This window comes from Streptomyces sp. NPDC059567 (assembly GCF_042735655.1).
GTDB lineage: Bacteria > Actinomycetota > Actinomycetes > Streptomycetales > Streptomycetaceae > Streptomyces.
In genome coordinates this window covers 1-22739 of sequence record NZ_JBHWBS010000106.1, presented here as the reverse complement: position 1 = coordinate 22739, position 22739 = coordinate 1, and the positions used below count along the sequence as shown (strand labels likewise).

Below are 22739 nucleotides of genomic sequence, written 5' to 3'. Positions count from 1 at the left end.
CCCTCGGCGAGGACGAGTTCGGAGTCGATGCCCCCCGGGATAATGTTTTTTGCGGCCTTCCCCCCGGGGGGCAGGGGGGCGGTGCCCCCCGCGCCGGGGGGGGGCGCCCCCCCCCCGTCCGGGCAGGGTGGCGCGGGTGGGTCAGCGGCCGTAGCGGATCAGGGCGCGGACCATGCGGCAGGTGGTGTCGGACGGCGGGTGGATGCCGAGCAGTTCGGCCGTGGTGCGTATCTTCGCGTTGCCGGCCTTCGCGGGGTCGTGGACACCCGCGTCGAGCAGGACGATCGCGAGGCGCATGGCCTTCAGTCGGCGGTTGTGAGCGATGTACCACTCGCGGGGGCGGCCCGCGGGGAGCGGCCTCTTCTGGAGGGGCTTCCAGGGTTCGAGGGACGGTGTCCGGATCACGGCGAGAGCCATGGGCGACCTCCTGGCGAAAACTGGGTGCGGGCCCTCCCCGGGACCCTCACCTTCACCCCCTATTTTAGGCGCCCCCACTGACAATCGCCCCTGGCCAGACAGGGTTTGGGGGGTGGTGGAGCGGGGCGGAGGGGGTACCGTGTGGCGCATGGAGATCTGGATCAATCCCGCCTGTTCCAAGTGCCGCAGTGCGATCAGTCTGCTCGACGCGGAGGGCGCCGAGTACACCGTGCGCCGCTACCTGGAGGACGTGCCGAACCCGGACGAGATCCGCGCCGTCCTGGAGCGGCTCGGTCTCGAACCGTGGGACATCACGCGGACCGGGGAGGCCGATGCCAAGGAGCTGGGCCTGAAGGACTGGCCCCGGGACGAGGCGAACCGGGACCGGTGGGTGGAGGCGCTCGCCACGCACCCCAAGCTCATCCAGCGGCCGATCATCACGGCGGAGGACGGCACGGCCGTGGTGGGGCGGACGGAGGAGGCGGTGCGGGACGCGATGTCGCGCTGACGTCGTCAGGGTTGCCGCCTGGCGCCGTGCGAGGGGCGTCCTTCGGGCGGGTGGTCGACCGGACGGTCGCGCTGCTGGACGCCTTCGACGAGGACGAGGCGGATACCGTGCGGCGGTTTCTGACCGGCGTGCGGGAGACCGGCGTACGGGAGATCACGTCCACCACCGACGGGCCCGGAACGACACAGGGGTAGGGAATTCATGGTCGCCGTGTACTCATCGGCTCCGAGCGGAGTCGCCGCCGACCCGGCGCTCCCCGAGGGCGACATGGCCGCCGTCCTGGACGTCGCCGGAGTGGGCTCTTGAGTGACGGGAGCGAGGTCGCCGAGGTTCTCGGGGTCGATCTGCATCTGGAGCTGACCGGGGCCGGCAGCCGGCGGGCCGTGCTGATCCGGGCGTTGCGCGAGGCGGTACGGAGCGGGCGGCTGGCCGCGGGGACGCGCCTGCCGCCCTACCGGTCGCTCGCCGCCGATCTGGGGGTCGCCCGCAACACCGTCGCCGACGCGTACGCGGAGCTGGTCGCCGAGGGGTGGCTGTCCTCGCGGCAGGGATCAGGGACGCGCGTCGCCGAACGCGCCGCGGCGCCGGAGCCGGAGGGAGCGCGGAAGGAGACGGTACGAGCGCTCCCGTACGACCTGGTCCAGGGCAAGCCGGACCCCGCGGCCTTCCCCCGTACCGCCTGGCTCGCCTCGGCGCGGCGGGCGCTGACGGCCGCGCCGAACGACGCCTTCGGCATCGGCGATCCGCGGGGACGGATGGAGCTGCGCAGGGAGCTCGCCGCGTATCTGGCGCGGGTGCGCGGGGTGCGGACGGGCCCGGACCGGATCGTCATCTGCTCGGGCGCGGCCCACGCGCTGCGGCTCCTCTCCCGGGTCGTCGGCGGCCGCCGATGGGCGGTGGAGGCGTACGGGCTCCCCTTCCACCGGGGGCTGCTCGCCGAGGCCGGGGTCCGTACCGTGCCGGTGGACGTCGACGAGGACGGGGCCCACGTCGGCGAGATCCCGCGCGGCACGGGTGCCGTCCTGCTCACGCCCGCGCATCAGTTCCCGACGGGCGGGCCGCTGCATCCCGAGCGCCGCGCGGCAGCCGTGGACTGGGCTCGGACGACCGGCGGGCTCGTCCTGGAGGACGACTACGACGGGGAGTTCCGCTACGACCGCCGGCCCGTCGGCGCCCTCCAGGGCCTCGACCCGGACCGGGTGGCCCTCATCGGCTCCGTCAGCAAGAGCCTCTCCCCCACGCTCCGGATCGGCTGGATGGTGCTGCCGGGCGGACTGGTGGACGGTGTGGTGGCGGCGAAGGGCGAGCGCGAGCCGTACTCCTCCGCCACGGAGCAGCTCACCCTCGCCGACTTCCTCGCCTCGGGTGCGTACGACCGGCACGTGCGGCGGATGCGCCGTCGCCATCGCGAGCGCCGCGACCGGCTGGTGGCCGTCCTCGCCGAGCGGGTGCCGGAGGTACGGGTGACGGGGATCGCGGCCGGGCTGCACGCGGTGGTGGAGCTTCCGCCGGGGACGGAGCGCGCGGCGCTCGCGGCGGCGGAGCGGCACGGGGTCGCGGTGGAGGGGCTGAGCGGGTACCAGCATCCGGACACGGCTGATCCCGTACGCGAGGACGGGCGGGAGGGGCCGGAGCGGCGGGAAGGGCTGGTCGTGGGGTATGCGACGCCGCCCGAGCGGCTGTACGGCGGGGCACTCGATGCCTTGTGCAACGCCCTTGATTCCGCACTGCGTTGAGCAGAAGCGGCGGGCTCCTCGTATCTGACGCCACAGGAACCGACAGGAAACGAACGGAGCCTCACGTGTCACGCAGGAAAACGCTCAGCCGGAAGAAGAAGATCGCGCTGTTGGCAGGTGCCCTCGTGCTCGCCGGGGGTACGGCGGTGGTCGTGGCCGGTACGAGTCAGGCGTCCGTGGCCTGCGACGGCCTGGCCACGGCGCTCGCGAACAACGAGCGGTTCATCGCGGACCAGCGTGCCAACCCGGACGCGCTGTCGCAGGCGCGGATCGCCAACCGGGAGGCGGTGATCGCCGAGATCCGGCGCAAGCAGGCGGCCTCGGGGTGCGGGGGCGGCGCCGAGGCGGCCCCGCCAGCGTCGGCCGCCCCGCCGGCCGCCCCACCCGCGCAGACCGCGCCGCCCGCCACGACGGCGCCGCCCGCCGGAGGCGGGGCCGGGGACACCGGCTCCGGGGACGTCGTCTGCGCCGGCTCCACCGTGACGCTCTCCGGCGAGGGCGGTGCCCCGGCCGCGTCCAGCAACCAGTTCCCGCTCGGCACCCGCCTCAAGGTGACCAACCTCGACAACGCGCAGTCGACCACGGTCGAGGTCACCTCCGTCTCCGGCAGCTGCGTACTCCTCAACAACGCGGCCTTCGAGCAGGTCCGCGAGCCCGGAAAGTTCCTGATCCGCAAGGCCCGGATCGAGCGCGTCGGCTGACGACGACCGACGGCACGGCGTGAGGCGGTGGAGGCGCCGGCGCCCGGCGTCGGGCCCCGCGGGCGGTGGGTCCCTCGGGCCGCATCGGGCCCTGGGCGATGGGCACCCCGGCGCCTGACGTCGGGCGCCACGCGGTGGGCCCCCGGCGCCCGGCGTCATGCCTCAGGCGGTGGGTCCCTCGGGGCCCGCCGCCGCCTCCGCCAGGGTCAGGATCTCGGTGAGCCGCACCCCGAATCGGGCGTCGCAGCCGTGCGGTACCCCCGTCCGGGCCGATTCGACGAGCGCGTCCACCGCCCCGGCGAACGCGCCCAGCGCGCCGTCCCACGCCGGCAGCGCCGCCCGGCCGCGCTCTCCGTACAGGGTGAGCGCGGCCTCCGCCGCCTCCGGCGGGGCGGAGAGCGTCAGCGTCGCCGTGCTGCTCGCGCCCGAGGTGTGGCGCAGGACCAGGTGTCGGGTGTCCGCCGGGCCCCGCACCGCCGTCACCTCGGTGACGTCGCCGAGCACCGGCAGGTACACGGAGAGCACATGCGGGCCGACGTCCCAGAGGCCGCCCTTCTCGCGCCGCCACGGCGAGTCCGCGTACGCGCTCCGGGATCCCGGGCCGTACAGCGATCCCAGCCAGTGCGCCTCGCCCAGGAACCAGCCGCCGGCCGCCGCCTGTTCGTCGATCCACCGCGCCGTCGGCTCGGCGAACCGCAGCGTGCAGAAGACCACCGACGCGACCCCGGCCTTCTCCGCCGCCTCGGCCACCTCGCGGGCCGCCGCAGGCGTCGTGGCCACGGGCTTGTCCAGGAGCAGATGGCAGCCGGCGGCCGCCGCCCGGACGGCGAGCGGTGCCTGCACGTCCGGGGGCAGGGCGAACGCGACGGCGTCGCAGGCCGCGAAGAGCGCGTCCACGTCCTCGTACGCGGTCGTCCCGGACGCGGCGGCGATCTCGGCCGCCGCCTCGGGCCGCCGTCCCCATACCCCGACGAACTCGACGCCGTCGTGCGCGGCGAGCGCGGGCGCGTGGGCGCGGGCGGCCCAGGGGCCGGTGCCGAGGAGTCCGATGCGGGGCTTCACACCCGGGTGCTTGGTCATGCCCCCAGTCTGCCGGTCCCCACCGGCACCGGGGACCGCAAATCCACTGGCACCCCTCCCCTCCCCCGGTGTTACGTTTCGTCCGCCGGCCGCGGGACTCCGGTGCGACTTCCGGGACCTGCCGTTGAAGCAACGTTTTCGCTGTTCGCTCCCCCATTCCCCGGCCGGCGCCCATGCCACTGCGAGGGAAACCATGACCACGCCGACGGACACGCTCTCCGACCTCATCGCCGCCGAGGACGTCCTGCTCTTCGTCAACGCGGCCGTCACCGCCACCGGACAGCGGGAGTTCCGCTCCTCGGCCGGTGAGCAGCGGTTGTCCCTCGCCTTCCTCCACGAGTACGTCCGCGTCAACTACCGCCCGGTGTACGCCGCCGCGCTCGCGCTCGACATCAACGACCACAACGCGGCCACGATCGTCGAGCAGCTGCTGCGCACCGCCGACGAGGCCGGCGGGCCGGACCGGAAGCGGACCGAGGGGCGGCTGATCGCCGCCCGGCTCGCGCTGCTGCCGCCGCAGCGGGTCTACCGGCTGTTCCGCGCGCTGCGCACCGCCAAGGTCAACAACCGCCGCACGCGCGCCATCGTCCGCGACTGGCTCGCGGGCCGTGCCGACCTCGGCCACGACGCCGTCAAGTACCGCGCCGGACTGAAGACCGCCGCCCGCCACGCCCATCTCCCCTTTCCCGGCGCGGCCGCCGAACCGGGCGACTTCCTCTTCGCGCCCGGCCGCCGGGTCCGCTACGAGCACGCCTTCCTGGACGCCCACCGCCGCGCCCACTACGAGCAGGGCGCGCTGTACGAGCTGCCGTTCACCGTCGCCGAAGGGTTCGCCGCGAAGCACGGCGTGCCGCAGGCGCTCTTCCTGGAGCGGATCGCTCCCCGGATGACTCGCCTGGAGCGGCTGCGTACGGAGCGGGCGGGCGATCTGTCCGTCATGCCGCTGACCCGGCTCGCGCTCTACGTCCTCTCCCTCCCCTTCGGGGAGAGGGTGGCGCGGCGCGCAGAGCTGACGGCCGCGCTGCGGGCGGCCGCGGACCGCGTCGCCGGGCCGCACGCCGGGACCTGGGGACGGGTCGCGGCGGTCCTCGACGACAGCTACTCCGCCTCCGGCTCGGCCGTGAAGCGGCGCCGACCGCTGGCGGTCGCCCTGGGCTGCCATGTCCTCCTCGAAGCACTGGCGGCACCGGGGGCGTACTCCGCGCACTGGACCTCGGGGGCGACCGATCCGCTGCTCGTGCGGCCGTGGGGGCCGACTCCGCTGGGGGCGAGGATCCTCGACGCCCTGGAGGGCCCGGCCCCCGACCGGCTGGTGATCGTCTCGGACGGCTGGGACAACGCGCCGCCGGGGCTCGCGGGCGAGGTGCTGCGCGTCTGGCGGACCCGGCTCGACCCGGAGCGCCGGACGAGCGCCGTCCATGTGAACCCCGTATACGACGCGGGCGGTTTCGACGTGCGCCGACTGGCGCCGAGCGTGCCGACCGCCGGGATCCGGGACGCGGAGGACCTGGCGGCGCTGGTGGAGATCGCACAGTTCGCCGAGGGGCGGACGGGGCTGGCGGAGCTTCTGGCCTATCTGGACCGGAGGGTGGAGCTGTTCCTGACGGGGGCGCCTCGATGACGCGGCTCGATCTCACCGGTCTGGAGGTCCGCCCCGCGCAGGTCTGGGGCGGTGTCCGGCTGGTCCCGCTCGTCAGGGCCGAGCCGGTGGAGGGGCTGCGGCTCCACCGTGAGGTGTACGGGAGCGGCGGCTCGGTCGGCCTGGGGGACCGTACGACGTACACCTCGTACATCCCGCACGGCTTCGTCGCGGACTGGTCCGGGGACGGCGCCGAGTCGGCGACGTACGGGACCCGGCTGGGGGACGACGAGCCGCGGGCCGTTCCCGTGCGCCGCCACCACCGGCTCGCCAAGCGCCGGCACGGGAACGGGCGGGCGGAGAAGCGGCTGCGTTTCCTCCCTCTGCACCTCGCCCTGGAGGGCTATCTGGCGCTCCACTTCGGCGGGCCGTCCGTCGTCTGGGACGAGTGGTCCCGGCAGGCGGTACGGCAGGGGCTGTCGCCGCGGGCCGAGGCGGCGTACGCCGGGTGGAGCGTGCCGGGGCTGGCGGAGGCGCTGCGGATCTTCGAGATCCACCCGGGGCAGTGCGGTCTGATGCTGTACGTCGCCGACGCGCTGGCCGCCGCGTTCGTCGTACCCCACCCGGAGGACTACCGCGTCCTCCACCCGACGCTGGTCGAGGACCTGTACGGGGAGCTGGTCCACCAGTACGCGTTCTACGGCGCCCCGGTGCCGGAGTTCACGGCGCGCATCCGGGACGGGGCCGGTTCCGTCCGCACCCTCGCGGATCTGCGGGCGGCGGCCCGGGCGCAGGAGCGGTCCTGGGCCGAGGCGCACGACGGTCTGATGGCACGGGACCTGCTGGGGACCTCGTACGCCTTCGAGCGGGTGTACCGGATGGATTCCTATGATCTGTACCGCTTCCTCCCGCCGTTCCAGCGGGCGGGCCAGGAACAGCACATCGGCGAGCTGATCGCCGACCGCAAGGGCCGGACCCTGTATCTGAAGACCTTCCGGCTCTCCGAGAACCAGATCAGACGGGGCCATCTGCTCCGGCGACTGGCGGACGACGACTGGCACCTGGGCCGCACGGCGGAGGCGCTCGGAACGACGTTTGCCGAACTCGTACGGCGTGTCGAAAGCGCCGGCCTCGGCACACTGCTCAACGCCCACGTGGTCGCACAGCGACTCCGCGAAAAGCAGGAAGGCTGAGTAACACGGGGTTCACAAACGAGCAACGGGCGGGAAATCCCGTGTTGCGAAGCTGCGCGCAGACACACAACGCAGCTCTCGCAGCGTCGCGAGCCGCAGCAAACCCCGCAGCAGCACGCCAAAGGATGAGGCCCCGTGACCTTCAAGGCTGAGTACATCTGGATCGACGGCACCGAGCCGACCGCGAAGCTTCGCTCGAAGACGAAGATTCTGCCGGGCACGGGCGCCACCCTGGAGGAGCTGCCGATCTGGGGCTTCGACGGATCCAGCACGAACCAGGCCAAGGGCCACGCCTCGGACCGTGTCCTCAAGCCGGTCTTCGTCTGCCCGGACCCGATCCGCGGCGGTGCCGACATCCTGGTGATGTGCGAGGTCCTCAACACGGACATGACGCCGCACGAGTCCAACACGCGCGCCGCGCTGGCCGAGGTCTACGCGAAGTACGCCGCTCAGGAGCCGATCTTCGGCATCGAGCAGGAGTACACCTTCTTCGACGGCGAGCGCCCGCTCGGCTTCCCGGTCGGCGGCTTCCCGGCCCCGCAGGGCGGCTACTACTGCGGTGTCGGCGCCGACGAGATCTTCGGCCGTGACGTCGTCGAGGCGCACCTGGAGAACTGCCTGAAGGCGGGCCTGGGCATCTCCGGCATCAACGCCGAGGTCATGCCGGGCCAGTGGGAGTTCCAGGTCGGCCCGCTGGCGCCGCTGGACGTCGCGGACCAGCTGTGGGTGGCCCGCTGGCTGCTCTACCGCACGGCCGAGGACTTCAACGTCTCGGCGACGCTGGACCCGAAGCCGGTGAAGGGCGACTGGAACGGCGCGGGCGCGCACACCAACTTCTCCACGAAGGCGATGCGCGAGGGCTACGACGCGATCATCACCGCGTGCGAGTCGCTGGGCGAGGGCTCGAAGCCGCTCGACCACGTCAAGAACTACGGCGCCGGCATCGACGACCGCCTGACCGGTCTGCACGAGACCGCCCCGTGGGACAAGTACTCCTACGGCGTCTCGGACCGCGGCGCCTCGGTCCGTATCCCGTGGCAGGTCGAGCAGGACCAGAAGGGCTACATCGAGGACCGTCGCCCGAACGCGAACGTGGACCCGTACACGGTGACCCGCCTCCTGGTGGACACCTGCTGCGAGGCCCTGGAGAAGGCCGGCCAGGTCTGATCCGCACCCGCTTCCCGAAGGGGCGCCCACCGTTCACGGTGGGCGCCCCTTCTCGTATGTGGCAAGGACGACAGGGGGTTTGGCCGGGGTGGGGCTCGTCGGCGGCATTCCCTTCTGGTTCAATAGGGATATGGCCAGCAAGCAGAACGACACCGCGACGGGTCGCCTCGACCTCGAGCCGTTCTGGCCTTCCCGGCAGCACCACGACTTCGACCGGTGCTGTCGGCGCGTGAGGAACGCGTCGACCCCCTAACGCCCGACCGGCCCCGTCCGGTCCGCGGCCTTCGGCCGACGCGCATGACGTACGACACCCGTCCGTTCGTTCCTTCGCGCGAAAGAGCTGAGCCCTCATGGCCCACACCCAGACCGGTACCGCTTCCCTGACCGCCGTCCGTCCCCTCCGGCCCCGGCTCCGTGCCGTCGATCCCGACGAGGTCGTCGACCTCTCCCGGGTCGCGGACTTCCTGCCGCCGGGCGCCACGCTGCTTCCCGCGCCCCCGAACGCGCTGCCCACACTCCCCGGGCGGCCGCCGATGGTCGGGTACCTGGTGCTGCTGCCCGTCGACCAGGAGGCGCCGGCCCCCGGCCCGGTGGCCGAGGAGCAGGGGCCGGTGGCCATCGACAGCGCGCAGCGGATCGCCGTCGTGGACGGGCAGCCGCTGGACCTCACGTACCTCGAGTTCGAACTGCTCGCCCACCTCGTCGCCCACCCCCACCGGGTGCACACCCGCGACCAGTTGGTCACGACGGTCTGGGGGTACGGGCATGTGGGCGACGGGCGGACCGTCGACGTCCATGTCGCCCGGCTGCGCCGCAAGCTGGGCGCCGAGCACCGCCACACGATCCAGACCGTGCGGCGGGTCGGCTACAAGTACACGCCGTGATCAGGCGCGGGACCTCGCCCTGGCCGCCAGGCCGAGGGCGAGGTCGACCACCAGGAACACCAGCAGGGTGATGCCCAGCATCGGGACGAACCAGCCCACGAGGGCGGTCACCGCGAGCAGCGGCAGCAGCATGGTCGGCGGGACCTTCCGCCAGGCGCCGCGCGCGACCGGGCGGCCGGGGCGGCGGAGCCACCACATCCGGTAGCCCCAGAGGATCAGCAGGATCAGCGAGAGCGCGAGCGCGGCGAGCGCCAGCTGGTTGAACAGGCCCAGGAAGACGCCCGTGTGGGCGTCGATGCCGAAGCGGGTGAGCTGGGCGAGCACCGGGTAGTCGGCGAACCGGAGCTCGTCCATGACCGTCCCGTCGGCCGGGTTCACCGCCACCGAGTCCAGGTGGACGGGGAACTGGGCGTCGGTCTCCTTGACGACGTACCCCTTGCCCTCCGAGGGCAGGACGACGGACGTCTTGCCCTCGATGCCCTTCGCGCGGGCGGCCTCGACGACCCGGTCGATGCCGACGTCCGGGCCCTTGGCGGCCGGGGCCTGGTGGCCGCCGCCGTGGCCCTCGTGCTCCGAGGAGCCGCCCGCCGCGCCTTCGAGGGTCGCGGAGACGGTCGGGGTGGCGCCGCCGAGCTGGTCCTGGACGGCGCCGATGTTCTCGCCCGCGTACCGCGACCAGGTCAGACCGGTGGCGGAGAGCAGGACCAGTCCGGTGACGGCCCACAGGCCGACCGTGCCGTGCCAGGACAGCGTGCGGCGGCGGGACTTCGGGCCGCGCTCGGGGACGACGAGGGACCGGCGGTTCTTGCGCTTGCGGCCGATCCAGAGCGCCAGGCCGCCGAGAGCGATCACCCACAGCCAGCTGGCGGCGAGCTCGCTGTAGTTGCGGCCGAGGTCGCCGAGGTGCAGATCGCGGTGGAGTTCGTCGATCCAGGTGCGCAGCGGGAGGGCACCGGAGCCGCCGTAGCTGGGCAGCTGTCCGCGTATCTCGGCGGTGTACGGGTCGACGAAGACGGCGAGGGACTTGCCCTCCTCGACGTCGGGGTCGGCCATGAGGACGCGGGTGGTGGCGCCGTCCTCGGCGGAGGGCCAGACGGCGGTGACGGTGCCGTTGGGGTTGACCTTGGTGGCGGCGTGGACCTGCTGCGAGAGCGGCAGGACCTTGTCGCCGACGGGGACCTCGAGCTCGTGCGCGTAGAGGACCTTCTCGGCCTGGAACGAGAGCGCGTAGAGCAGGCCGCTGGCGGCGGCGATCAGCAGGAAGGGGGCGATGAGGACGCCGGCGTAGAAGTGCAGGCGCAGGACGAGGGGGCGCAGTGCGCTCCAGGTGCCCTTCCCGCCGCTGTTCGCCGCTGCCGTGTCGGGGGTGGTGGGCGCTGCCGCGGTGTCCGGGCGCGCGGGATCGTCAATGGTCATGACTGTCCTAGGAGTCGGTGTCGACAGGGGGGAATCGGCCCCCGGGTCAGACGTGTGCTCCGAGGGCTGTGGCGCGGGGTACGGACAGCCGGGGCGGGCCGCGCCGGGAGAGGGTGTGCGCGAGGACGACGCCGTGCAGCCGGCGGGTGTGCGGGCGCGGGCGTACGGGGTGCGGGTGTTCGGGGACGCGGACGACGGCGAGCAGCAGGCGCAGGGGGGTGAAGGCGAGCGCCGCGACGGTCCGGGCGAGCGCGAAGAGCGCGGCCTCGCCTCGTGCCAGCCAGAGTCCGCAGACCAGGGCGGCGAGGAGGTGGGCGGCGATCATGCCGAGGGAGGAGTGGCCGGCGGCCGTCTCCATCGCCGGAAGCATCGTGGGGTCCATGGCCGAATGACCCATGGTCGGGTGGTCGGCCATCGCCGTGTGGTCCGTGGTGCCCTGCTCCTCGCCCGCGGAGAAGATCAGGTGCAGTGCCGCCTGTACGGCGACCAGGCCGCCGGAGATCGTGTACGTCCCGCGCCTGCGGCCGGTGGCCGGCCAGGCGAGGACCGCCGTGACGGCGAAGGCGGTGTACAGCGATCCCGCGGGCAGATCGTGTGCAGACATGGACGAATGCCCCACGGCTGCCAATGACACGCACACCGCCGCGAAAAGTGCGGCTCGCAGGGCGCGTATCGGCGAGCGGGCATCCGTCATGATTCGGCCATGGTGACACCCCGTCGCCGGGAGCGGGAGACCACCTCCCCATTTCTCTCGCCCGCCCCCGTATTTCTCCTGTAGAGGAATGGCTGGGCGTTGCTCCGTCCTGCGATGCACAGTCGTGGCATGAGACTTTTGATCTTGGGTGGTACCGAGTTCGTGGGGCGCGCCGTCGCCGAGGCCGCGCTCGCGCGCGGCTGGGAGGTGACGGTCTTCCACCGTGGCCGGCACGAGCCGCCGGCGGGGGCCGTCTCGTTGATCGGCGACCGCGTCGCCCCGGGCGGGCCGGCCGCCCTGACCGAAGACGAGAAGTCCTCCTGGGACGTGGTCGTGGACACGTGGTCCGCGGCGCCCTCGGTGGTCCGGGACGCGGCCCGGCTGCTCCGGGACCGGGTGGACCGCTTCGTCTACGTGTCGAGCCGTTCCGTCTACGCCTGGCCGCCGGCGGCGGGTCAGGCCGAGGACGGTCCGCTGGTCGAGGGCTCGCCGGACGCCGGCGAGGTGCCGTACGGCGAGGCCAAGCGGGGCGGCGAGCTGGCGGCGGTCGACGCCTTCGGTGCGGACCGTTCCCTCCTCGTCCGCGCGGGCCTGATCATCGGTCCGTACGAGAACATCGGCCGGCTGCCGTGGTGGCTGGGCCGGATCGCCCGGGGCGGCCCGGTCCTCGCGCCGGGACCGCGCGAGCTGCCGCTCCAGTACATCGACGCCCGTGATCTGGCCGAGTGGACGCTCGACGCGGCCCAGGCCGGGCTCTCGGGTCCGTACAACCTGGTCTCGGCGCCCGGGCACACGACGACGGGCGAGCTGCTCGACGCCTGTGTGCGGGCGACCGGCTCGGACGCCGAACTGCGCTGGACCGACCCGGAGAAGCTGCTCGAGGCCGGGGTCGAGCCCTGGTCCGATCTGCCGGTGTGGATTCCGCCGGGCGAGACGTACGACGCGATGCACACCGCCGACGTCTCCAAGGCGCTCGCGACGGGGCTGCGCTGCCGCCCGGTGACCGAGACGGTCGAGGACACCTGGGCCTGGCTGCGGTCGATCGGCGGGTCGGCACCGCAGCGCCCGGACCGGCCGCAGGTGGGCCTCGACCCGGAGCGGGAGGCGGCGCTCCTCGCGGACTGACGCGCTCGGACTGACGCGCTCGGGCTGGGGCGCTCGGACTGATGTCCGTATCGGCTCCGTTGAACGCATGGGCCCTGCCGTCCGTATGAAGTCCCATGCGACGCACAAGAAAACGTTCGACACGCGCGAAACGAGCGGTGGCCGCCTCCGTCGCCCTGATCCTGGGCGGGGGCGGCCTGATCGCCGCCAATGTGTATGCCTCGGCCGGCCAAGGCTGGGGCGATCCGCCGCCGCCGGACCGGCAGAACGCGGTCTCGACGATCGACTGTCCCGATGTCGCCCAGGAGTTGACCGAGGTACCGGACTCCGCACGGGCCTCGGTGGACCGCGAACTCGCCACGCTGGACAGTCAGATCACCGTCGCGTACCAGCGCTTCGCCGACAACAGGGAGCGGGTGGAGAGCGATCCCGCCTTCGCCGAGCAGCAGATCCTCACCCCCCTCAAGAACGAGCGGCTGAACATCCTTCAGCGGATCGCGCAGTTGACCGGCAAGCAGCTGGACGGCATGGCGCCCTGCACGCTGCGCGCCGACGACGACGGTGGCGACAACGGCGCCGGCCAGGGTGACGGCGGCGACGACGGTGACGGGGAGGAGCCGGAGGGGCAGTCCGGGAACGGTCCCGAGGCCTCCGACTTCGTCGACATCCAGTCCGTGCAGCCGAACGTGAAGCGGCCCCAGCAGCGCCGCGGCGCCTCGCGCGGCACGTTCGCCACCAACTGCGGGCGCAACGAGAACGGCAAGTTCAACCCGGACAACGTCATCGTCGCGCCGGGTGTGAGCAACGGCGCCCACCACATGCACGACTACGTCGGCAACCAGGCCAACGACGCCTTCGCCAGTGACGACGACCTGGCCAGGGGCCGGACCACCTGCCGCAACCAGGGCGACCGGTCCACGTACTACTGGCCGGTCCTGCGACTCCAGAACGGCCAGGCGGAGGACGACGCCCAGGCCGACGGCGGCGGCAAGGACCAGAACGTCGGCGAGATCCAGACGCCCGCGCAGGTCACGCTGAACTTCGTCGGCAGCCCGGTCTCCAAGGTCACCGCCATGCCGCGGTTCCTGCGCATCATCACCGGAGACGCCAAGGCGTTCACCAACGGCGACGCCAATGCCAACGCGTCGTGGTCGTGCACCGGCTTCGAGGACCGGCAGCTGAAGGACAAGTACCCGATCTGTCCGCAGGGCAGCAAGGTGGTGCGGACGTTCAAGTTCCAGAGCTGCTGGGACGGCCGGAACACCGACAGCGCCAACCACCGTACGCACGTGGCCTTCGCGGACCCGGCGAGCGGGCGTTGCGGCAACGGTTTCCGGGCCATCCCCCAGCTGGTGCAGCGGATCGTCTACGACGTTCCGCCCGGGCCCGGCTTCGCCGTCGACTCGTTCCCCGAGCAGCTGCACAAGCCGATCACCGACCACGGCGACTTCATCAACGTCTTCGACGACCGGCTGATGCGGAAGGTGGTGAGCTGCATCAACGAGGGGCGCCGCTGCGCCTAGGCCTGCCTCGGGGAAGGTCTCCAGGGGGTGTCCGGCCGGATCGGCCGGACACCCCCCTTAGTCGTCCCCCGGTCGTGCCCTAGTGGTGTCCGGCGGAGTGTGACGCGTGCGGCGACTGGGACGTGTGCGCCCCGTGCGGCTCGGTGGTCTCGACCTGACCGCCGAGCCGTTCGCGTACCTTCTCCACGGTCCCCGAGTCGCCCGACACCGTCCACTTGCGGCCGACGAGATACGAACCGCCGTAGTCCTTGGCCTGGTTGAGCCACTCGCGCTGGCCCCGGTCGGTCGCGAAGGTGGTCAGGACGTACGTCCCGTCGTCCGTCGCGCACTTCGCCTGGCGCAGCTCGGCCGCGTCCGTCTGGACGTCCGGCGCGCACTCCGCCTTCGTGGCGATCTGCTCCAAGGTCCCGCTCGCCTCTTCGGGCGTGGACGCGCACCCCGCCAGCATCACGAGCACCGCCACCGCCACCGTTCGTCGCGTACGCATCAGCATCCGCCCATCCTGCCCGCCCGGTCGCGCCGGGAGAAGCGAAATCCGATCGGTTACGGTTTGGTGCGATAGGTACCGATATGGAGGAGTCGACGCCATGCCCGCCATCCCCGCCGCCACCGTCGCCAACCTCCGAGACCTCGGCTCCCTCCCCCTCGGCGAGGGGCGCAGCGTCCGACCGGGCCGGGTCTTCCGCTCCGCCCAGCTCGACCGGCTCGACCCCGCCGAACCCCTGGTGGCGGGGCTCGACATCCGCACGGTCGTCGACTTCCGCACCGAGACCGAGCGCGCCGACCGGCCGGACCATCTTCCGCCGGGCTCGCGGCTGCTCGTCGCGGACGTCCTCGCCGACCATCTCGCCACCAGCGGTCTGCCGCCCGCCGCCCGGCTGAAGCAGCTCCTGGCGGACCCGGCGCTGGCCGACAAGTACCTGGGCGGGGGCCGGGCCCAGGAGGCCTTCCGCCGGACCTACCGGGCTTTCGTGAGCTCCGATTCGGCGCGCGCGTCCTATCGGGCCTTCCTCGGTGAGCTGGGCGATCCGCGCACCGGTCCGCTGCTCTTCCACTGCACGGCCGGCAAGGACCGCACCGGCTGGGCGGCGACGATCGTCCTGTCGCTGCTCGGCGCGGACGAGGAGACGGTCATGGCGGAGTACCTGTCGGTCAACCCGGCCGTCCGGCAGGCCTTCGCGCCGATGATCGAGGGGTTCACCGCGCAGGGCGGCGACCCGGAGCTGGCGCTGGCCCTGATCGGGGTCGTACCGAAGTACCTGGAGGCGGCGCTGGACGAGGTGGCGGTCCGGCACGGCTCGATGGAGAAGTACGTGCGGGAGGGCCTGGGCGTCCCGGACGAGGTGACGGCGGTGATCCGCGAGCGGCTGACGGTGTACGAGGCGTGAGGTCCGGGGGCCGGCCGCACCCACGCCGGTGTTGACCGTGCCGCTGGCGGCAGGGTTGCACGATGACCGGCATGGACAGCACCGCACCGCAGAACAGCAGGATCGTCGTCGTCACCGGAGCCGGCACCGGCATCGGCCGGGCGACCGCCCGCGCCTTCGCCGCCGAGGGTGCCCGGGTGGTCGCGATCGGACGGCGGAGGGAACCGCTCGAGGAGACGGCGGACGGAGACGACCGGATCGTGCCGCTGCCCGCCGACATCACCGCCGAGGGGGAGCCGGAGCGGATCGTCCGGACCGTCCTGGCGACCCATGGCCGATTGGACGTGCTGGTCAACAACGCCGGCGTCGTGCGCAGCGGCGCCCTCGGAACGCTGAGCCCGGAGCTGATCAACGATCAGCTCGCCACGAACCTCGTCGCTCCCGTCCTGCTGGCGCAGGCCGCGCTGCCTTCGCTGGAGACGTCGGGCGGAGTGATCGTCAATGTCACTACGTCGGTGGGGCAGCGGGCCTGGCCGGGCAGCTCGGTGTACGCGGCGACCAAGACCGCCCTTGAGCTGCTGACGCGCAGTTGGGCGGTCGAACTGGCACCCCGCGGGATCCGGGTGGCGGCGGTCGCCCCCGGCGCGATCGACACCCCGATCGGCGAGCACCAAGGGCTGACGCCCGAGCGGATGGCCGCGGTGCGCGAGTGGCAGCTGGCGCACACCCCGCTCGGCCGGATCGGCCGTCCCGAGGAGGTGGCCTGGGCGATCACCCGGCTTGCCGCACCGGAGGCGTCGTTCGTCACCGGGGTCGTGCTCCCGGTCGACGGAGGAGCGGTCGTGGCGTGATAGGAGTGGTTCGGGAGGTGGACGGGTGCGGATAGGTGAGCTGGCCAGGGCGACCGGGACGACGGCTCGTGCGCTGCGGCACTACGAACAGGCCGGGCTGATCTCCTCCGAACGGGCCTCCAACGGCTACCGCGTCTACGACGAGCGGGCGGTGGTACGGGTCCGCAACATCCGCCATCTGCTGTCCGCCGGGCTCACCCTGGACGACGTCCGCGTGTTCCTGCCGTGCCTGGACGGCGATGTGGCTGCCGCACCCCCTTCGGACAAGGGCCTGCGGGTCGCGCTGGAACGGCTGGCGGTCCTCAACGAACGCATCGCCGCCCAGACCGAGGCCCGCGACCGGCTGGAATCCGCACTCCGGGGGATCCGGAGCGAGGCCGTCCGAACGGGTTGACCACCGGGGTGACCATCGGATGATTCGCTCGTTCTGCTGAATGTGAGCACCCAGGAACTCGCCCCCTCCCCCCTCGGCCCGGTCGATGTCGAACAGGCCGAGGCCGCGCTCGTGGAGCACTATCCGCGGCTGGTCCGGATCGCGTACCTCGTGCTGCCGCCCTCGCTGGGGCGCAACCGTCGGGTGCTGACGGCGCATGCGCTGGTCCAGCGGTCGCTGCCGCGCCGCCGGACGTCCGGTGCCGGCATCCCCGGGACGCGCCGCGCCGAGGACGCCGTCGACCCCGGGTACGCGTACGTGCGGGGCGAGGTGCTGCGGCAGGCGCTGATCGCGGGGCTGCCGCTGAGGCGCAGGGCGCTGCCGCGGCGGGCGCAGTTCCCGCCGCTGCTGCCGCACGTGTGGGGGCTGCGGCTGTTCCCGCGTGCCGGCGGCGCCGACGAACTGGCCCTGGACCAGCGGCTCTCCGCGCTGTCCGGGCCGGCGCGCGCGGTGTACGTGCTGCGGGGGCTCGAGCGGCAGGGGGACCCGGAGGTGTTGCGGGTGCTCGCGGCGGCGGGGGTCCCGGGGGAGGACGCGGGGGCCGCGCTGGAGGAGGCCGACGGCGTCGAGGCGCTGTACGCCCTGCTCGACTCGCCCGAGTTCGATCCGTGTTCGCTGCAGGCCCGGCCGACGGATCTGATGCGCCGCCGCCAGCACGGCAAGGCGGCGCTCGCCGCGGCGGCGGCCGTGGTGGTGTGCGGGACGCTGCTCGGTCTGCCGGGGGACGGTTGGGGACGAATCGGTGCCGCGGCGCCGTCGTACGCGCGCAATCCGGCGGCCGAGGCGGCGCTCGACCCGGGGACGCTGAAGCAGGTCCCCGCGGGCTTCTGGCAGAGCTCGGCGCGTACGGACTTCTCGGTGTGGCCGGCCCGGGGCGCTCTGACCGGCGACCGGGCGCTGTTGCGGCGGGCGCTGGCGGTCTGGGCGCGGCCCGGCGGTTCGGTGCGGTCCTCGGCGACGCCCGGGACACCGGTGGGGCCGCCGATGGGTCCGTCGCAGCTGTTGTACGCGGGGGAGGTCGACGGGTCACGGGTGGTGCTGTTCCACGACGGGCTTCGGGCGGTGCGGTACGCGGAGCCGGCGGTCGGTACGGGGACGGGCGGGTCGGCGCTGGACTTCGCGCGCACGGACGGGGCGGACGCGGTCGGCTCGGCGGCCCTCGTCGTCTCGCGGAGCACGGCGAACGTCCGCTACCTGACGGCCCCTTGGGTACGGGAGACGACGGTACGGGACCTGCTGGCGCCCTCGAAGGAGCCCTGGCGGCTGGAGCGGGACGCGCACGGGGTGACGAGCGTGATGCTCAGCCCGGCGCAGGCGCGGGGGTGCGCGGTGTGGAACACCCTCCAGGTGCGGGACGCGACGGGGGTGCGGCTGCTGACCGATCTGGGCGAGCTGGTGCCGGCCCGGCTGACCTCGGGGCCGCCGGCCGCCGCGCCGGTGGACGGGACGGGGGCGGCGGCCCGGGCCGCGTGGGCGCGGGCGGCCTGCCAGTTGGCGACGGTCCGCTCGCACGGCGTGCGGGCGGTCAACGCCTGGCAGTTCGCCACGCAGCGGCTGCCGGAGGGCGGGGGCCGGGCGGCCTGGCTGTGCACGCGGGCCGAGACCTGGCGGGGCACGGGCAGCAGGGTGCTCGCCCAGTTCGCGGTCCCGGCTCCCGGCGGGACGGCCGCCGTCGTGGCGAAGGCCGAGGAGTCCCCGGCGTGCGGGGTGCGTGAGCCGCGGGTCCTCTCCGGGGTGCTCTGGCAGGCCAAGAGCGGGCAGTGGTACGTCCTGGCCGCCGGCAGCGAGGACTTCGCGTCCCTGCGCACCACGGGCGGGGTGGAGGGCGAGGCGGAGGGGCGGTTCCTCGCGGTGAAGGCGAAGGCGGGGACCCGGGCGGACCTGAACGGCACGCTGGAGGACGGAACGAGGGTGGGCGCGCTGCGGTAGGCGACGCCGCCCACGCGGCGAGGGCGGCGCGGCAAGTCGCCGTCCCGGCCCGAAGATTCCGCATGCACGGGCCTGTTGCCAACTGCTTACTCCTCAGTACATTGACGTCATGTCTAATACGCAGCCTGCACCGGTGGCGTCGGAGCACATCGAACTCAAGGCCCGGAAGGTCTCCTTCGACTGGGAGGAGACCCCGCTCCACTGGGTTCCCGGCGACCCGTTCACCACCCACACCATCAACGTGCTGCACCTGCTGCTCCCGGCCGGCGAACGCTGGTTCGTGCACGTCTACAAGCAGGTGCTCCCCTTCATCACCGACGACCGGCTGCGCGCGGACGTCATCGGCTTCATCGGCCAGGAAGCCGTGCACTCCCAGGCGCACGACGACGTGCTCCCGCACCTCAAGAAACTCGGTCTGGACCCCACGCCGTACACCGCCCAGGTCGACTGGTTCTTCGAGAAGCTGCTCGGCGACCGGACCCTGCCGCCCGGCCGGGCGCGCCGCTGGTGGCTGATGGAGCGGGTGGCCCTCATCGCCGCCATCGAGCACTACACCGCCTTCCTCGGCAACTGGGTCCTCAACGCCGAGGAGCTCGACCGCAGGGGCGCCGACCCGACGATGCTGGACCTGCTGCGCTGGCACGGCGCCGAGGAGGTCGAGCACCGGTCCGTCGCCTTCGAGCTGTTCATGCACCTCGACGGCGGCTACCGGCGGCGCGCCCGCACCTGGGCCACCGCCTTCACCGCGATGGTCTTCCTCTGGCAGCGCGGCACCCGGTTCTTCATGGAGAACGACCCCACGCTCATCGACGGAAAGGCGTCGGTCGGCCAGCTCGTCCGCAAGGGCCGGGAGGGCGTGCTGCCGTCCACCCCGGACCTGTTGCGCGCCATCCCCCGCTACCTCAGCCGGGCCTACCACCCCTCCCAGGAGGGGAACACCGCCCAGGCCGTCGCCTATCTGGCCGGCTCCCCCGGCGCCAACGGAGGTCGCTGACCATGCCCCGACTGCGTACCGTCGTCCTGATCGCCGGGGCCGCGGTCCTCGCCAAGCGCGCCATGCGCCGCCGGATCAACGCCGCCCCGCTGTGGCCGATGCCCGCCCTCGACGAGCCGGTCTCCGGCCGCGGCCGGCTCGCGACCGTCACCAGGAAGGTCCTGGTCACCGAGCGCACCGAGCCCGCCGAGGGCGTGGTCCGGCTCCGCCTCGAAGGCACCGGCCTGCCCGCCTGGCAGCCCGGCGCCCATGTCGACCTGGTGCTGCCTTCCGGTCTGGTGCGCCAGTACTCGCTGTGCGGGGACCCGGCCGACACCGACACGTACACGGTGGCGACCCGGCTGATCGAGGACGGCCGGGGCGGCTCGCGCGAGGTGCACGAACAGCTCCACGAGGGCACGGAGATCGAGATCCGCGGGCCCCGCAACCGCTTCCCGCTGGTCGACTCCCCCGCGTACGTCTTCGTGGCGGGAGGCATCGGCATCACGCCCGTGCTGCCGATGCTGCGCGCGGCCGAGGCGGCGGGCGCCGACTGGCGGCTGCTGTACTGCGGCCGCAGCCGCGCCACCATGCCGTACCTGGACGAGATCGAGAAGCTGGGCGGGGAGCGCAGCGAGATGGGGGTCCCCCCGGCCGCAGGCTGGGGGAGGGTGACGGTGGTCGCCGAGGACGAGTCCGGGCGCCCCGCGCTCGGCTTCCTCGCCGGGATCCCCGAGGAGACGGCGGTGTACTGCTGCGGCCCGGACGGGCTGATGGACGCGGTGACCGCAGCGATGCCCGCGGGCCGGACCCCGTATCTGGAGCGCTTCTCCTCCGCCGCGACGACCGGCGGCGGCGCCTTCGAGCTCGAACTGCGCCGCTCCGGACGTACGGTGACGGTGGCGGCGGACCAGTCGGTGCTGGCCGCGGTCCGGAGCGAGATGCCCGGCGTCGCGTACTCCTGCGAACAGGGCTTCTGCGGCACCTGCCAACAGCGGGTCCTGGAGGGCGAGATCGACCACCGCGACGAGCTCCTCGACGACGCGGAGCGCGGCGACTCGATGCTGATCTGCGTCTCGCGCTGCGCCGGAGAACGGCTGGTTCTGGACCTCTAGTGGTCAGCGGGAGCGCGCGGCGGCGAGACCGGAACAGGGTCCGGCCGGGCGGGACATCCGCTACGGAAGGATCAGCCAGTCGAAGGCGAGCGCGGCGGAGAGGCCGCCCACCAGGAGCCAGGTACCCAGGCGCGTGCGGCCGTTGCGGGAGAGTTCGATCACCACGCCGCAGAGGATCATGGCCAGCCCGTACACGCCGACGACCAGGACGGACGTGCGGCTCGCGAGCCGGATCACCAGGACCGCCGCCATGGCGACCAGCAGAACGGACGCGGCCACTATCCGCAGTTGGCGTGCCTGCTTCGGGCTCAAACCGGAGGTGCTCATGTCGTGGGAGCGTAACGGACGGCGGTTAGGCTGTTCGCATGACGACCGGGGTGCGCCGCAGGATGGGCGTCGAGGAGCGCAAACAGCAGCTGATCGGGGTGGCTCTCGAGCTGTTCAGCCACCGCTCTCCCGACGAGGTCTCCATCGACGAGATCGCCGCGGCCGCGGGAATCTCGCGGCCGTTGGTCTACCACTACTTCCCCGGCAAGCAGAGTCTGTACGAGGCGGCGCTGCGGCGGGCGGCCGACGAGCTGGCCGCCCGCTTCCTGGAGCCGCCGCAGGGCCCGCTGGGCGCGCGCCTGCTGCGGGTGATGGGCCGGTTCTTCGACTTCGTGGACGAGCACGGGCCGGGTTTCGCGGCGCTGATGCGGGGCGGTCCCGCGGTGGGCTCCTCCACCACCAACGCGATGATCGACGAGGTGCGGCAGGCGGCCTACGAGCAGATCCTGGCCCATCTGGACGTCGAGCAGCCCTCCGCCCGGCTCGAACTGGTCGTCCGCTCCTGGGTGTCGCTGGCCGAGTCGACGGCGCTGATCTGGCTGGACGGACGCCGCGTGCCGCGGGCCGAGCTGGAGCTGCAGCTGGTGCACGACTTCGCGGCGCTGGCGGCGGTGAGCGCGGCGTACGACGAGGAGATGGCGGACGTCCTGGTCCGGATCCTCGCCGACGAGCCGTCCGACGGGCCGTTCGGCGACCTGGTGGACCGGCTCGCGGCCCTGGCACCGCGGGTGCCCGCGCAGCGCCCGGCGTAGTCGACCGAAGGGTCGACGGCCGTGGTCGACCGGCGTGGACGACCGCTGCCGTCAGGACTTGCGGTAGGAGGGTTCGAGGTCCCGTACCTCGGCGGAGACATGGACGCCCTCCGGCTCCTTGAGGTACGCGGGCAGCAGCGCGACCACGGCCTCCGCGAGGCGGGCCTTCGTCTCGTCCGTGCGGCCGGCCAGCAGCGCGATGTCGACATGGACGACGACGTCGTTCGTCGAGCCGTCCCCGATGACGCACTCCTCGACCTCGCGGAAGCGGGTCTTGCAGGCGTCGATCCGGGTGTCGACGGTCTCCACGACGAGCGGGTGCAGCGCGAGCGCGAAGCCGCGCCGGTCGAGCGGCGCGGAGTAGTCCACGGTGATCTGCGGCATGGGGTCCCTCCCGGTTGAACGGATGTCTGGCCCCACCCTTACGGTGATCGCCATGAGCGCACAAGTGACCTTCCGGCAGGCGGACGACCGCGATCTCGACCTTCTGGTGGGGATGTTCGACGGGGTGGCGCGGTGGATGGTGCGGTGCGGGATCGACCAGTGGAAGCCGGGCGACAAGAGCGCGGAGCACTTCCGGGCGCGGATCGCCGGCGGCGAGGTGTGGCTGGCGTCGGCCGGGGGCCGGCCGTTCGGCGCGTACGAGCTGTGGTGGGACGACGTGCAGGCATGGGGCCCGCAGCCGCCGGTCGCGGGCTATGTCCACCGGCTGATGACCGACCGGGAGTCCGCCCCCGCCGGGGCGGGCCGGGCGCTCCTCGCCCACGCGGAGCGGCGGATCGCGGCCGGTGGCAGGGCGGTGGCCCGGCTGGACTGTGTGTCGTCCAATCCGCGACTGCGGACGTACTACGAGGCCGCGGGGTACACGGCCGTCGGCGAGGAGCCGGGAAAGCTCGCCGCCGACGGCACGCGGTACGGAGTGGTCCTCTTATACACCACACCGAGCCCCCCAGACCCAGTTACATCGCGGTTGGCGGGGGGAGGGGGTGA

At 73.0% G+C, this 22739-nt stretch carries 25 protein-coding genes; 18 read left to right on the top strand and 7 right to left on the bottom strand.

Annotated elements, in window-relative coordinates; genetic code table 11:
• Positions 1–141 precede the first annotated feature (141 nt).
• The gene (locus tag ACFVZW_RS31830) at positions 142–417 is read right to left on the bottom strand and encodes a hypothetical protein (protein WP_383559931.1); all 276 of its coding nucleotides are present in this window, start codon (positions 415–417) and stop codon (positions 142–144) included.
• A gap of 148 nt (positions 418–565) precedes the next feature.
• Between ACFVZW_RS31830 and ACFVZW_RS31825 the strand changes: the two genes are divergently transcribed.
• The 4 genes from ACFVZW_RS31825 (at position 566) to ACFVZW_RS31810 (ending at position 3362) form a co-directional block, all read left to right on the top strand.
• Positions 566–925 carry an arsenate reductase family protein gene (locus ACFVZW_RS31825; RefSeq protein ID WP_384528683.1) on the top strand — a complete coding sequence of 120 codons (360 nt, stop codon included), beginning with the start codon at positions 566–568 and terminating at the stop codon, positions 923–925.
• 26 nt (positions 926–951) lie between these two features.
• Complete coding sequence (locus tag ACFVZW_RS31820; RefSeq protein WP_384528680.1) at positions 952–1119, top strand: hypothetical protein; 168 nt, start codon at positions 952–954, stop codon at positions 1117–1119.
• 108 nt (positions 1120–1227) lie between these two features.
• The gene (locus tag ACFVZW_RS31815; RefSeq protein WP_384528677.1) at positions 1228–2661 is read left to right on the top strand and encodes a PLP-dependent aminotransferase family protein; all 1434 of its coding nucleotides are present in this window, start codon (positions 1228–1230) and stop codon (positions 2659–2661) included.
• Between the two features lie 65 nt (positions 2662–2726).
• Positions 2727–3362: a hypothetical protein gene (locus tag ACFVZW_RS31810; protein ID WP_384528674.1), complete on the top strand. Its 636-nt coding sequence runs from the start codon at positions 2727–2729 to the stop codon at positions 3360–3362.
• Between the two features lie 162 nt (positions 3363–3524).
• On the opposite strand, the gene ACFVZW_RS31805 is transcribed toward ACFVZW_RS31810, so the two are convergent.
• Positions 3525–4442, bottom strand: coding sequence for a Gfo/Idh/MocA family protein (locus ACFVZW_RS31805; RefSeq protein WP_384528672.1), 918 nt, complete (start codon positions 4440–4442; stop codon positions 3525–3527).
• Positions 4443–4635: 193 nt separating this feature from the next.
• Here ACFVZW_RS31805 and ACFVZW_RS31800 point away from each other — a divergent pair, with 193 nt between their 5' ends.
• The 4 genes from ACFVZW_RS31800 to ACFVZW_RS31785 all read left to right on the top strand — a co-directional run bounded on the left by ACFVZW_RS31800 (position 4636) and on the right by ACFVZW_RS31785 (position 9265).
• Positions 4636–6063, top strand: a complete 1428-nt coding sequence (locus tag ACFVZW_RS31800) for a hypothetical protein (RefSeq protein ID WP_384528669.1) — start codon at positions 4636–4638, stop codon at positions 6061–6063.
• Entirely contained in the window at positions 6060–7214 is a 1155-nt protein-coding gene (locus ACFVZW_RS31795) for a hypothetical protein (protein WP_384528666.1), read from the top strand. The genes ACFVZW_RS31800 and ACFVZW_RS31795 overlap by 4 nt, the downstream gene beginning before the upstream one ends.
• Positions 7215–7349: 135 nt before the next feature.
• The gene (gene glnII / locus ACFVZW_RS31790; RefSeq protein WP_384528663.1) at positions 7350–8381 is read left to right on the top strand and encodes a glutamine synthetase; all 1032 of its coding nucleotides are present in this window, start codon (positions 7350–7352) and stop codon (positions 8379–8381) included.
• 350 nt (positions 8382–8731) lie between these two features.
• Positions 8732–9265 (top strand): winged helix-turn-helix domain-containing protein, encoded by a 534-nt coding sequence (locus ACFVZW_RS31785; protein ID WP_384528660.1) that lies wholly within the window; start codon positions 8732–8734, stop codon positions 9263–9265.
• On the opposite strand, the gene ACFVZW_RS31780 is transcribed toward ACFVZW_RS31785, so the two are convergent.
• Entirely contained in the window at positions 9266–10681 is a 1416-nt protein-coding gene (locus ACFVZW_RS31780) for a PepSY-associated TM helix domain-containing protein (RefSeq protein WP_384528657.1), read from the bottom strand. It lies immediately after the preceding gene.
• Between the two features lie 46 nt (positions 10682–10727).
• On the bottom strand, positions 10728–11285 hold the full coding sequence (locus ACFVZW_RS31775; protein WP_384528654.1) for a hypothetical protein: 558 nt from the start codon (positions 11283–11285) through the stop codon (positions 10728–10730).
• 219 nt (positions 11286–11504) lie between these two features.
• Here ACFVZW_RS31775 and ACFVZW_RS31770 point away from each other — a divergent pair, with 219 nt between their 5' ends.
• Both ACFVZW_RS31770 and ACFVZW_RS31765 read left to right on the top strand, forming a co-directional pair.
• Entirely contained in the window at positions 11505–12500 is a 996-nt protein-coding gene (locus ACFVZW_RS31770) for an NAD-dependent epimerase/dehydratase family protein (protein WP_384528651.1), read from the top strand.
• Positions 12501–12595: 95 nt separating this feature from the next.
• Positions 12596–14002, top strand: a complete 1407-nt coding sequence (locus ACFVZW_RS31765) for a DUF1996 domain-containing protein (protein ID WP_384528648.1) — start codon at positions 12596–12598, stop codon at positions 14000–14002.
• A gap of 79 nt (positions 14003–14081) precedes the next feature.
• On the opposite strand, the gene ACFVZW_RS31760 is transcribed toward ACFVZW_RS31765, so the two are convergent.
• Positions 14082–14489, bottom strand: a complete 408-nt coding sequence (locus ACFVZW_RS31760; RefSeq protein ID WP_383559906.1) for a hypothetical protein — start codon at positions 14487–14489, stop codon at positions 14082–14084.
• Between the two features lie 100 nt (positions 14490–14589).
• On the opposite strand from ACFVZW_RS31760, the gene ACFVZW_RS31755 reads away from it, so the two are divergent.
• From ACFVZW_RS31755 to ACFVZW_RS31730, 6 genes are all read left to right on the top strand, one after another.
• Positions 14590–15390, top strand: coding sequence for a tyrosine-protein phosphatase (locus tag ACFVZW_RS31755; protein WP_384528644.1), 801 nt, complete (start codon positions 14590–14592; stop codon positions 15388–15390).
• 62 nt (positions 15391–15452) lie between these two features.
• The gene (locus ACFVZW_RS31750) at positions 15453–16220 is read left to right on the top strand and encodes an SDR family NAD(P)-dependent oxidoreductase (RefSeq protein ID WP_384528641.1); all 768 of its coding nucleotides are present in this window, start codon (positions 15453–15455) and stop codon (positions 16218–16220) included.
• Positions 16221–16245: 25 nt separating this feature from the next.
• Positions 16246–16614 (top strand): MerR family transcriptional regulator, encoded by a 369-nt coding sequence (locus ACFVZW_RS31745; protein ID WP_384528638.1) that lies wholly within the window; start codon positions 16246–16248, stop codon positions 16612–16614.
• A 42-nt stretch (positions 16615–16656) separates the two neighbouring features.
• Positions 16657–18582 carry a hypothetical protein gene (locus ACFVZW_RS31740; protein ID WP_384528635.1) on the top strand — a complete coding sequence of 642 codons (1926 nt, stop codon included), beginning with the start codon at positions 16657–16659 and terminating at the stop codon, positions 18580–18582.
• Between the two features lie 109 nt (positions 18583–18691).
• Complete coding sequence (locus tag ACFVZW_RS31735) at positions 18692–19576, top strand: metal-dependent hydrolase (protein ID WP_384528633.1); 885 nt, start codon at positions 18692–18694, stop codon at positions 19574–19576.
• Positions 19573–20670 carry a PDR/VanB family oxidoreductase gene (locus ACFVZW_RS31730; protein ID WP_384528690.1) on the top strand — a complete coding sequence of 366 codons (1098 nt, stop codon included), beginning with the start codon at positions 19573–19575 and terminating at the stop codon, positions 20668–20670. Before ACFVZW_RS31735 ends, ACFVZW_RS31730 begins: the two co-directional genes overlap by 4 nt.
• Positions 20671–20730: 60 nt before the next feature.
• Here the strand turns inward: ACFVZW_RS31730 and ACFVZW_RS31725 are convergent, their stop codons facing one another.
• Positions 20731–20997 carry a hypothetical protein gene (locus tag ACFVZW_RS31725; RefSeq protein ID WP_384528630.1) on the bottom strand — a complete coding sequence of 89 codons (267 nt, stop codon included), beginning with the start codon at positions 20995–20997 and terminating at the stop codon, positions 20731–20733.
• A gap of 38 nt (positions 20998–21035) precedes the next feature.
• Here ACFVZW_RS31725 and ACFVZW_RS31720 point away from each other — a divergent pair, with 38 nt between their 5' ends.
• Complete coding sequence (locus ACFVZW_RS31720; RefSeq protein WP_383559897.1) at positions 21036–21749, top strand: TetR/AcrR family transcriptional regulator; 714 nt, start codon at positions 21036–21038, stop codon at positions 21747–21749.
• 51 nt (positions 21750–21800) lie between these two features.
• On the opposite strand, the gene ACFVZW_RS31715 is transcribed toward ACFVZW_RS31720, so the two are convergent.
• On the bottom strand, positions 21801–22133 hold the full coding sequence (locus ACFVZW_RS31715; RefSeq protein ID WP_384528627.1) for a 5-carboxymethyl-2-hydroxymuconate Delta-isomerase: 333 nt from the start codon (positions 22131–22133) through the stop codon (positions 21801–21803).
• A 52-nt stretch (positions 22134–22185) separates the two neighbouring features.
• On the opposite strand from ACFVZW_RS31715, the gene ACFVZW_RS31710 reads away from it, so the two are divergent.
• The coding region (locus ACFVZW_RS31710; protein WP_384528625.1) for a GNAT family N-acetyltransferase at positions 22186–22739 on the top strand (554 nt) is incomplete at its 3' end.

Coding starts and splice junctions, on each gene's coding strand:
- ACFVZW_RS31830 (WP_383559931.1), bottom strand. CDS start 417: ATGGCTCTCGCCGTGATCCGGACACCGTCCCTCGAACCCTGGAAGCCC.
- ACFVZW_RS31825 (WP_384528683.1), top strand. CDS start 566: ATGGAGATCTGGATCAATCCCGCCTGTTCCAAGTGCCGCAGTGCGATC.
- ACFVZW_RS31805 (WP_384528672.1), bottom strand. CDS start 4,442: ATGACCAAGCACCCGGGTGTGAAGCCCCGCATCGGACTCCTCGGCACC.
- ACFVZW_RS31800 (WP_384528669.1), top strand. CDS start 4,636: ATGACCACGCCGACGGACACGCTCTCCGACCTCATCGCCGCCGAGGAC.
- ACFVZW_RS31795 (WP_384528666.1), top strand. CDS start 6,060: ATGACGCGGCTCGATCTCACCGGTCTGGAGGTCCGCCCCGCGCAGGTC.
- ACFVZW_RS31785 (WP_384528660.1), top strand. CDS start 8,732: ATGGCCCACACCCAGACCGGTACCGCTTCCCTGACCGCCGTCCGTCCC.
- ACFVZW_RS31780 (WP_384528657.1), bottom strand. CDS start 10,681: ATGACCATTGACGATCCCGCGCGCCCGGACACCGCGGCAGCGCCCACC.
- ACFVZW_RS31775 (WP_384528654.1), bottom strand. CDS start 11,285: ATGTCTGCACACGATCTGCCCGCGGGATCGCTGTACACCGCCTTCGCC.
- ACFVZW_RS31770 (WP_384528651.1), top strand. CDS start 11,505: ATGAGACTTTTGATCTTGGGTGGTACCGAGTTCGTGGGGCGCGCCGTC.
- ACFVZW_RS31765 (WP_384528648.1), top strand. CDS start 12,596: ATGCGACGCACAAGAAAACGTTCGACACGCGCGAAACGAGCGGTGGCC.
- ACFVZW_RS31760 (WP_383559906.1), bottom strand. CDS start 14,489: ATGCGTACGCGACGAACGGTGGCGGTGGCGGTGCTCGTGATGCTGGCG.
- ACFVZW_RS31755 (WP_384528644.1), top strand. CDS start 14,590: ATGCCCGCCATCCCCGCCGCCACCGTCGCCAACCTCCGAGACCTCGGC.
- ACFVZW_RS31750 (WP_384528641.1), top strand. CDS start 15,453: ATGACCGGCATGGACAGCACCGCACCGCAGAACAGCAGGATCGTCGTC.
- ACFVZW_RS31735 (WP_384528633.1), top strand. CDS start 18,692: ATGTCTAATACGCAGCCTGCACCGGTGGCGTCGGAGCACATCGAACTC.
- ACFVZW_RS31725 (WP_384528630.1), bottom strand. CDS start 20,997: ATGAGCACCTCCGGTTTGAGCCCGAAGCAGGCACGCCAACTGCGGATA.
- ACFVZW_RS31720 (WP_383559897.1), top strand. CDS start 21,036: ATGACGACCGGGGTGCGCCGCAGGATGGGCGTCGAGGAGCGCAAACAG.
- ACFVZW_RS31715 (WP_384528627.1), bottom strand. CDS start 22,133: ATGCCGCAGATCACCGTGGACTACTCCGCGCCGCTCGACCGGCGCGGC.